The sequence below is a fragment of the Ruegeria sp. CDSA221 genome (assembly GCF_059611825.1).
Genome location: NZ_JBXWPK010000028.1, coordinates 1 through 10,095, shown reverse-complemented (window position 1 = coordinate 10,095; position 10,095 = coordinate 1). Strand labels below are relative to the sequence as shown.

The following is a 10,095-nucleotide window of genomic DNA, read 5'->3' as shown; positions in this document are numbered from 1 at the left end:
TGGCTCTATACACCTTAGCATCGTTGTGACAAGCGCGGTTGGAACTGAAGTGATCGTAGTTGGGCGCCGGTTTGAGGACCCCTCCAAAGGCTACGGCGTTGAGGTGATCGAGTTCGCAGATGGCACGATCTGGACACTGGACGACATTCTGGCCAACACGATTGTCGAAGGCAATGCCAACAACAACACGCTGAACGGCACCGGCTATGGCGACAACCTTTATGGGTTGGACGGCAATGACACTCTAAACGGCAAGGCGGGTGACGATGTTCTTGTAGGTGGAGCGGGGAATGACACTTTGATCGGTGGCGATGGATCTGATGAGTTTGTTTTTGGGGGTAGTTTTGGCGACGACGCCATCAACGATTTCGAGGACGGCATTGATCTGCTTCATCTCGACATCGCCGGCGTGACCTATGACGATCTTGCCATCACCGCCTCAGGCACCTCTCACGCCGAAGTCGCGGTCGCAGGGCGTGGCACAATTTTGGTCAAGAACATCGACGTGTCCAGCCTGACCGAAGAAGACTTCCTCTTCGGGTAATCCCTGGCCATCCGAGCTGATTTGGCGTGGTTCCGGAAGCTGTGGGCTGCACTAACCTATCCTACCTCACGCTGGCCGCATCGTTGGCGTGAGGTCAGCGGTGAAAGCAACAGAGGTTAGCTGCAGCGAAAGAAAAAGAGGCAGGAACCGCTGCGATAGATGAGTTCTTCGCGGTTCCTGCCTCTTTAAACGCTATGGGTGCGGCGCACGTTCCCAATAGGATTGGGCGGCACCGCTATCGGGACTCGCGCGGCAATCATTTGGGAATGATCCAGAAGTTATTGCCGTCAGTATGTAAGCGTGCGCTTAGAATGCCCAACGGCAGATCTTACCTTGAAAAGGTAGTGCAAGCTTCGTTCAAGGTTCCCAATCCAATGAGCTTTGATCTGCGCAATTGGCTGAATGCGTATTCCCAGATGGTTGACGCGCTTCTCCCGATGAGACTGCCGCTCATTGTCAAAGATAACGCCGTTTCTGACTTAGTCTGCGTATTCCGGAAACACACTGCATGTCGTCCATTTTCACGACTGCATGGAATCTAATTTGACACAACAAGTGCGAGGGTAGCAAAGGCGGGAAGCGCGGAGACATCAACTATCGCAGCGGTTCCCGCCTTTGCGTGTCATTTGAGCACTGCACAAGGCCTCCAAATCCTTTGCCGTTCGACCTTCCTATACACGCTAAAGCATACGGTGAATGCAGCCTTTGGTGGTGTCCGGAGCCTATGGCCATGTTCAAGGCGGAATTTGATTTGAGTCACAACTTTGGTTCAAAGTATGGACCTGTCGCAGCTCGCCGCAACAGCCATGGTATTTGGCGAGGTGGTCCTTTGGATGCTGCCCTTTGCGATCTGGCGAGAACCGATACCAACTGGCAGGTGGAACGCTGCTGCCCCAAGGCCGCTCATCCCGACCATAGGCCCAAAGGCGTGCTGTCGCTGTTTTGCCCGTGCCGGGTGCCAGCATCTTCACCGGCGTATCATCAGCGAAGATGGCCTGACCGGTCAGCACATGCCGCCCAATAGCATCCGCCAATGGTTCTAAAAGTGCTGTGGACTTACCGATCCAATCCGCCAGCGTTGAACGATCAATGTCGATCCCGTCGCGCTCGAAGATGCCGCTTTGACGATAGAGCGGTAAGTGATCCGCGTATTTGTTGACCAACACATGCGCCAGCAATCCCGGACCGGGACGCCCGCGCTCGATGGGACGTGATGGTAATGCGGCTTGTGTGAAGGCTTCGCAGCCTGAGCAAGCGAAGCGCGGCCGCACGATGCGGTTCACGATGAACCGGCCTAGAACGTATTCTAGCTCTTCGGTCACATCCTCGCCGAGGCGGCGCAGTCCACCACCGCACTGGGGGCAATCTTCGTCGCCAGTCGTCAGCTCCACTTCCATGCGTGGGATGTGATCGGGGATCGGTCGCCGCTTCGGTTTATCCTTGGGCTCTTCGTTGGGAAGCCGCAGCTTTGCAGTCATTTTGGCAACCGCGATCTCACTTGTCTCCAACGCCAGTTGCAGTTGCTCGATGCTCTCTGACCTGCTCCCCTTTGAGTCCGCATTTATAGGTTAGCTCTGTTCAGGTCTTGGTCTTCCTTTGACCGGTTAGCATATTCGAATGGCGTCAGGCCAGCGAGGCTGGAGTGAGGCCGGTTGTGATTGTAGTCGGCGCGCCATGCCGCAATTAAGCGGCAGGCATGGCGCAGAGACGGGAACAGGTGCTCGTTCAGGCACTCCTCGCGCATCCGGCCGTTGAAGCTCTCGACCAGACCGTTCTGCATTGGCCTACCCGGCGCGATGTAATGCCAGCCGACCTTGCGGTCCTCCTGCCATTTCAACATCGCATTTGAAGTCAGTTCCGTCCCGTTGTCTGAGACCACCATGCAGGGGTAGCCACGCAGCTCGGCGATGCGATCCAGTTCTCGGGCGACACGTGCACCGCCAATGGATGTATCCGCGACAGCAGCCAGACATTCTCGGCTGAAGTCATCGATCACATACAGCACACGGAACCGTCGCCCGTCCTCAAGCGCATCCGACATGAAGTCGAGCGACCACCTCTGGTTCGGGCCTTGCGGAATTGCCATGGGCGTCCTGGTGCCCACAGCCCGCTTGCGTCCGCCCCGTTTACGAACGGTTAATCCCTCTTCGCGGTAGAGCCGATACAGCTTCTTCCAGTTCACTTCCTAACCTTCACGCTTCAGCAGGAAATGTAGCCTGCGATAGCCGAACCGACGCCGCTCGGACGCCAGTTCCTTCATCCTTGTCCGCAGCTCAGCGTCGGCAGGACGCTTCGACCGGCGCCTATACACACGTGGATCGATCCCAGCCAACGCACAGGCGCGGCGTTGATTGTAGCCCTTGGTCTTCATTGCCCAGTTCACAGCATTCCTCCTTGAACCGGGCCTCAGAAGTTTTTTCCGAGCATCTCTTTCAGCGTGGCAACGTCCATCATCTGTTCAGCCAGCATCTTCTTCAGCTTGGCGTTCTCGCTTTCCAACGTCTTCAGCCGACGCGCATCAGACACTTCCATGCCCCCATACTTTGATCGCCACTTGTAGAACGTCGCATCGCTGATCCCATGCTTGCGGCAAAGTTCCTTCGCGCCAAGCCCAGCCTGATGTTCCTTCAAGATGCCAATGATCTGCTCTTCGCTAAAACGGCTTCTCTTCATCGTCTGTCTCCTCAGTTGGAGAACAGGCTAACCCTAAATCGAGGACTTTTCAGGGGAGCAGGTCAAAACGTCTCAAGCGAATTTCGCTAGAAAACACAGTTGGGCAGGATGGAAGAAGCGCAGCCCAGAAGCATTTGGCAGAAATTGAACAATGGTCAGCTGCCTCAGACGAGGCTGCTTCTGCGTAAACAGCCGCTGGTTGGTCCTTCAGCGATCGGTTCAAATCAATGGCAGATTAGGGCTCTCACCGCCAGTCCAAGCGCACCGCAGTGAATGGCCGCAGCGAGCCCAAAACGTCAAATTCTGCCGTAAGAATGGATTTAGGCTTTCACACAAAAGCTTGCTTCATTCGACAGCTTCGGTGATGACTGGGCGCTTACATGCGCTCGAAAGAACATCCCGAATGATCACCTCCCGCTCGTCAACATCAGTAACCATTGTCGCGATACTCAGTTGCGCGGCGCTCCTGTTTGCAGGCAATGGGCTGTTCCAGACCCTGTTACCAATACGAGCCACACAGGAAGGGTATTCAGGCGCGCTGATCGGCTGGCTAGGTACCGCATACTTTGGTGGTTTCACAATCGGGTGCTTTCTTGGCCCCAAGATCATTATGAGCGTCGGACACGCGCGAACGTTTGCGGGTATCACGGCCTTACTGACGGCTTCTATCCTCGCCTTTCCACTGTTCATCGATGTTACTTTTTGGGGTGTTCTTCGCCTGTTCAGCGGCGCCTGTTTGGCGATTCTCTACATTGTTGCCGAAAGTTGGCTGAATGACAGCACAAGCAATGCAAATAGGAGGCGCACGCTCTCTATTTACATTATTGTTACCAATATCGTCACTATGGCAGGGCAGCTTATGGTCAATTCCTTTGACACATTGGATGCGACTTTGTTCATCTTGGTCGCCATCCTGATTTGCCTGTCCATTGTCCCGATCAGCTTGACCCCAACACCTGCACCATCCCCGGTGCCTTCTGCCAGGCTTAATCTCAACGCGCTTTACAAGGTGTCGCCTGTAGGCGTTGTCGGTTGTTTGCTAGCCGGTACCGTAGAGGGGGCTTTTTGGTCGCTCGGACCTGTATTCGCACAGGATCGCGGCATGGGGACGGCCGATGTAGCATTGTTGATGGCAGCGTTTGTGTTGGGTGGAACTGTTTCTCAATGGCCGCTTGGCTGGGTGTCTGATCGAATTGATCGGCGGATCGTTATTTCGTTCACAGCATTTGGCACGGTCATAACGGGTCTCATTATTGGTTTCGATATTGTTCCGGAGGGGGTCCCAACTTTTGTAGTTGCAGGTTGCCACGGTGCATTGATGGTTCCGGTTTATGCTCTTTGCATTTCTCACGCAAATGACGTCGTTTCGAACGAACGCATGGTGGAAACAAGCGGGGGTTTGCTTTTAGCATTCTCGATTGGAGCAACTGTCGGACCGATCACAGCATCATTGTTTATGCAAAATGACCAACTAGGTGGCCTCTTTCTTTTCATCGGTGCAATTCTTAGTCTGTTGGGCCTTTTTGCGCTCTACCGTCTGCTGACGGACAAAAGGAAAGGACAGCGTGAAAAGCATCTGTACACACAGACATCGGCGGCTTCGCCCGCTATCTTTCCTACCGACGTTGATTAGACACGGCAGCAAGAGTTGTAGTATCCTTTTATCAACCGTTCGTTGCGGTTTTTAAGGTCTGGAAAGTCAGCGTTGCCGCCGAACGCTTTGAGGGGCCCAGACATTCGGCAACATGAACCGGCCATTCGAGCGGATCGCGGCGATAGGCCGCTCAGAGCCCTTACCGGACCTTGATCACACCTCGGCCTTTCGCTCGTGCAGAATAAAGCGAACTGTCGAATGCCGACATCCGCTTCCCGTCAAGCGAGTTGGCACTATGAGTGTGCACAAGCGTAGCCTTATTTCGCCAAGGCTACCAAACAGACCTGATCAAGTTTTGCTTTCGGCATCCGAAAGCTCGGTCCCGACTTCGCGCCGCAGGCGGTTCAGGGCATCCAGAAGTTTTTGCGCGTCGTGCCGGTGTTCGTCAGACAGAGAAAGTAAATCCTTCTGTGCGGCTTTCAGTTTTCCACCGAACATGCCGAATCTCATGCCATTTAGGCGATCCGTAATTGCCTGCAACTCTGCTTTCTGATCGGCAATAGCATCTTCGATTTTCTGGTACCCGGTCATCGCGGCATCGAAACGCTTTGTCAGGGTCTGAAACTTTGAGGCGCTGGGGCCTCGACCGCCCTCAAAGCTTGCTACAGCCTTGTTCCAGCTTTCTGAGACCTTGTTGGTTTTGGGGGAGAGGGTGTTAAAAGTACTTGCTTGGCGATCCAAGAGTTTCCCCAGTTGCAACAACTCGTCTTCTGGCCTCATGGTCTTTACATCGGACCACCCGGATTGCTTGGACCAAGACAGGCCCGTCCCTGGAATGCCGACCGTAGTGCGTACGCCCTTGGAGCTGAGATTGACAGTTCCACCTCTGCCACCAAGACTTGTACTTACACCGCTCTTGGACACGTTCAGCCGCACACCCCGCGCGATTTTAATCCGTTTCTGAAATCGAAAAGCCATCAAATTATTTCCTTTGAGTAACAGCCTTGAGGATAACCGCGCTACAGAAGAGCAGCATGGAGCCCTGATCCGCCATTGCCGCTCGGCGTAGGCGCTGCGGATGCATTCGTTAGCTTCCCGGCCCATGCGGTTCGACTTGATCTGTGAAGCCAACGGCATCGAGCTTCGGCAGACCAAGCCAAACCATCCATGGACCAATGGCCGGGTTTTGCGCATGAACCGCACAATCAAGGACGCAACCGTTAAACGATACCATTATGAAAGCCACGACCAGCTTCGAACACAGCTGCTAAATCTGGAGATCAGAACCAGATCGATACATCCTAAATCCGATCCACCAGATGCCGGGACTGAACACCTAGTCAATTGATTTCAGTTTAGCGGGCGTGAAAGAAGTTGACGTCTGGTCAAAGTAGTATCTACTTGCTCGCCTAGATTTCTGGTGCGAAAAAAATTACAATCTTAAGCTGAATCCTGCAGGAGGTAGCGAATTGTATTGTAACAACATTTGTGTGCGCACGCTGGTGATCGCAATCGTAAGCCTATTGAGCGTGCCGTCTTCCGTTATGTCAGCAACACCTGAGCTTGAGGCGGAGGGGCCGCAACTTCCATCGATAGAAGGCAATATAGTAGGCGTTAAGTCAGACGGTTCAATGTTACTGCATCTACTTGGTGACGATACTGAGAAAATTATTGTCGTGCGGCAGTGGGGATACACAGTAGAACCCAAGTTGCTTAGCCTTTCTGTACTTGGTCGAATGATCAACTGCACAATTTTGTATGAGAGTGCTAGCTTTCTAGGCGGAAATTGTACAATTCAGTTTTTTCCTAGTTTTGAGACCAGCAGAAAATGGCGTAATCAAAACGATTTAGGAAGCGTTTCAGGTTATTATGGTCTGCCACTCAGGCACTACCTCAATTCACTTAGAATCGGGCGATACTCATGCAGTGAAATAGACAGGCACCTCTTTTCTGAGATGCCGCAGGGGGATCCCTATCGACGCGACTACCATTTGGATCGTTGCGATTTTTTTGACAAACAGGAACTCAAGCAGGAAGATCAATGAGCATAGCAGACCTAATCTCCAATGGGGCAATTGAATTCGACAACCCAAGCAATATGGCTACATTTGATTTTGAACTTCAAAAGAAAGCCATCACTATTGCACTTGAAAACATTTACACTAACTCAGAATTTCGAACGGAAGTTCTTGATAATATTTCACCTGCCCTACCTTTGGTAATTTCGATAGTGAAAGATAAGGCCCAAGCTCTATTAGGTGGAAATGAGATACAAATAGATGCTAATATCACTAATAATCTTTACTATCTCGATGCAAACGGCGAAGCTCAAAAGTTTTCACTGGAAAGAGTTTTAGTTCACGAAATATTACACGCGATCGATCCCGAAAATGAAGACACCACCGACACACTAGATGGCAGCCAGAGATCAATTGGTTCAGCTCCAGATTATGTCGGAGTAACCGTTCAAAAAACCAATGACTATCTTGATGCATCCTACCCTGGCACACCAGCAGAACCCGGTCGCGCAAGCTATTCTGCAGCGGGTGGAAGTTGGCTAAAAACGGAGAATGGTGGACAATGGCTGCCAGCAGGGCATTCGGTTGACAATGTATTAGTTGCAAGAAACCCTAGTTCTGACCCTAAAATTCATACAACACAACTTGGACTAAACGCCGATACGTCCAAAAATACCGACAAGATTCATGATCTTATCATTGCGGGCACCGAAGTCGTTAATAAACAGACAATTGATAGCAATATTATAACTTCAGGTCTCGGAAACGATTTCATCTATGGCCGCACTGGCACTGATACTCTCAATGGGGGCGCGGGTAACGATTATCTAGATGGGGGGGCGGGTATCGACACAGCCGATTACTCCCTAACTCCTGACGCCGCCGGTGGAGCAGCAGAATCGGGAATATTTGCTGAAATCTCAGGCAGCGCTATGACAGTTGTAGACGGGTACGGTGGAATTGACACGCTTGTTTCCATTGAAAACATCTTTGGGTCCGCATACGACGATATTTTTACAATTTCAGGCGATGCCGAACAGGCATTAAGCAGCCTAAATGATATCGATGCAGATGAAGCTGTTGTGACGCAAAACTTGGAGGAAAACGACGATACACTCGTTTTGCAGACAACTCAAGGTTTGACCGTCGATTTAGAAAACTTTGAAGTTTCCACAGGAAGCCAAAACGCAGGATTATTTGGGATTGAAAATGTTACTGGCTCAGATCACAGCGATCAGATCAAAGGAAATGCTCTAGACAACATCCTCAAAGGCGGTGGCGGGGCTGACGAGTTACGCGGCGAAGGTGGGAATGACACTCTTTACTTTGACGCCGAGGATACTGTGGTTGATGGCGGCGAAGGGCGCGATACCGCCTTCGTTGAGGGAACTGATGATGTTACCTTGGACCTCGAAGCATCAAACATCGAGGTCGCAGTTGGTGGGGATGGCGACGACACGTTTCATTTGACAGGGGGCCAGATGGCCGCCGGTGGTAAAGGCATTGACACGTTTCACATACAGGAAGGTGGCGATGGACCTGCCATTATATTTGGGGGCGACGACAAGGATATCATTACAGGTGCCAGTCGTATCGCCACGGTTGAAGTAGAGGGGCTTACTGAAGAGAACTTCTCGGAATTTAGCCTTGATCTGATTGATGCAGATATCGACTGGTCACAATTTGACACCGTGATGCTGAACCCCGGCTCGGAAGACCGATATTTCTGGGATCAGGAGGATGCCGATCAGATTGAAATCCGCAATGAGCAAATCAAGCTTGAGATCTTGGAATACTTCTTGTGGGATGCCTACGACGATGCACTCTACGACCAGATACCAATCATTGAATTGGAGACTTTCGGATACCAAGGCATAACTCCCATGACTTCCGATTCTTCGGGGCTTCCTCCGAGGCCCGATCCAGTTGACAGGGGATCAGCAGTTGTAACGGCGTCCGCCTCATTCTTAGGATCTTCGGTGGGCGAAATTCAGACACACCATTCGATATTTTACCTCGCCTCAAGTTACGTTCTCGACAGTGATGGATCACCTATACTGCCACCCGACATTGATCCGAATGATTTGGCGACGGCAGACTATACCCAATCATACGAATATCGGTCCGGCAATGCCACACCGGATGAAAGCGCTCCTGGGATACTCTATGTTTGGCGACCAGACTTAAGCCCGGAAAACATCTCCAACGGCTCATCTCTGAGTTGGTTTGTTGCTGGGGGAGAGTTCAAAGGTAGCACTCTCGAGTCCAACGGTTTGATCACTGCGACTATGCCGGACGTAGACCCGCCTCAGCAAATCGCCGAGAACACGGAGCTGAACTTCGAGCCGGGCAGCGGCAGCAAGTCCTTTGCAGGATTTCAGACAGCATCCAGTATTATTATAATCTCTGGAGCCGTAGTAAATCCCAATGCACCACAGGCCGGCGTCACGATTGCGCAGCAAAACAGTGACGTCGTTCTCAACTATGGCGATGATGAGACGATCACTCTTGTTGATGTCTCCCTTGCTGAATGGCAAGCCGCGGCGGCAACACAAATACTCGGAACTGCGGCAGACGAGGCGCTCACCGGAACCAATGAAGCAGAGATTATTGCGGGTGGGGCCGGCAACGATGTGATTGATGCTGGGGGTGGAAATGACAAGCTTATTGGCGGTTCAGGCAACGACGCGGTTAAGGCCGGAAATGGCGACGACACAATAATCTACCATTCGGGTGATGACGTCATTCATGGCCACCAGTCGAACCGGGGTCAGGACACGCTTGACCTTAGTAAATACACCTCCGACCAGGTTAACTTTTCCAGCGATGGAGACAGCGTCGTCATCGAGACACCTGACGGAACCATTACCCTTACCTATCAACACTACCATGATTTTGGGGCAGACAGGACCAACATCGAAACCATCGTCTTCTCAGATGGCGCGTTGAACGAAGTCGGAATTCGAGATCGCGCACTGTCGGATCAATCGACAGATGGTGACGACACGATTGTTGGAACCAAATATGGCGAGACGATTGTCGACGGAACGGGCAATGATACGTTCTACGCGAGCCATGGCGATGACACGATCATCTATCACTCGGGCGATGACCGGATCACCAACCGAAATGATGGTTTCGATACGCTGGATTTAAGCAAGTACCTAACGGATGAGGTTCGGTTTGCCGCTGATGGCAGCAGTCTGATCATCACGACGCCGGATGGCACGATCAAAGTCGACAGCCAGTTCTCACGCGAATTGGGA

5 protein-coding genes and 3 pseudogenes are annotated in these 10,095 nt (G+C 52.0%); 5 read left to right on the top strand and 3 right to left on the bottom strand.

Annotation, left to right across the window (positions count from 1 at the left end; all coding sequences use genetic code 11):
* Nucleotides 1-544: calcium-binding protein (locus AC2FJ5_RS21125; RefSeq protein ID WP_496794497.1), on the top strand; the 544-nt coding region annotated here is incomplete at its 5' end.
* 803 nt (nucleotides 545-1,347) lie between these two features.
* Here the strand turns inward: AC2FJ5_RS21125 and tnpC are convergent.
* Both tnpC and AC2FJ5_RS21115 read right to left on the bottom strand, forming a co-directional pair.
* Nucleotides 1,348-2,091: pseudogene (tnpC, locus tag AC2FJ5_RS21120) on the bottom strand (IS66 family transposase); the annotation flags it as partial.
* Nucleotides 2,092-2,105: 14 nt separating this feature from the next.
* Nucleotides 2,106-3,217 (bottom strand): annotated as a pseudogene (locus AC2FJ5_RS21115) (IS3 family transposase).
* Between the two features lie 403 nt (nucleotides 3,218-3,620).
* Between AC2FJ5_RS21115 and AC2FJ5_RS21110 the strand changes: the two are divergent.
* On the top strand, nucleotides 3,621-4,850 hold the full coding sequence (locus AC2FJ5_RS21110; RefSeq protein WP_496794496.1) for an MFS transporter: 1,230 nt from the start codon (nucleotides 3,621-3,623) through the stop codon (nucleotides 4,848-4,850).
* Between the two features lie 309 nt (nucleotides 4,851-5,159).
* On the opposite strand, the gene AC2FJ5_RS21105 is transcribed toward AC2FJ5_RS21110, so the two are convergent.
* Entirely contained in the window at nucleotides 5,160-5,789 is a 630-nt protein-coding gene (locus tag AC2FJ5_RS21105; protein WP_496794498.1) for a DUF4236 domain-containing protein, read from the bottom strand.
* Between the two features lie 130 nt (nucleotides 5,790-5,919).
* On the opposite strand from AC2FJ5_RS21105, the pseudogene AC2FJ5_RS21100 reads away from it, so the two are divergent.
* The 3 genes and pseudogenes from AC2FJ5_RS21100 to AC2FJ5_RS21090 form a co-directional block, all read left to right on the top strand.
* Nucleotides 5,920-6,151 (top strand): annotated as a pseudogene (locus AC2FJ5_RS21100) (integrase core domain-containing protein); the annotation flags it as partial.
* Between the two features lie 162 nt (nucleotides 6,152-6,313).
* On the top strand, nucleotides 6,314-6,856 hold the full coding sequence (locus tag AC2FJ5_RS21095; protein ID WP_496794495.1) for a hypothetical protein: 543 nt from the start codon (nucleotides 6,314-6,316) through the stop codon (nucleotides 6,854-6,856).
* Nucleotides 6,853-10,095, top strand: a 3,243-nt coding sequence (locus AC2FJ5_RS21090; protein ID WP_496794494.1) for a calcium-binding protein, incomplete at its 3' end; no start/stop codon positions are given. The genes AC2FJ5_RS21095 and AC2FJ5_RS21090, both read left to right, overlap by 4 nt.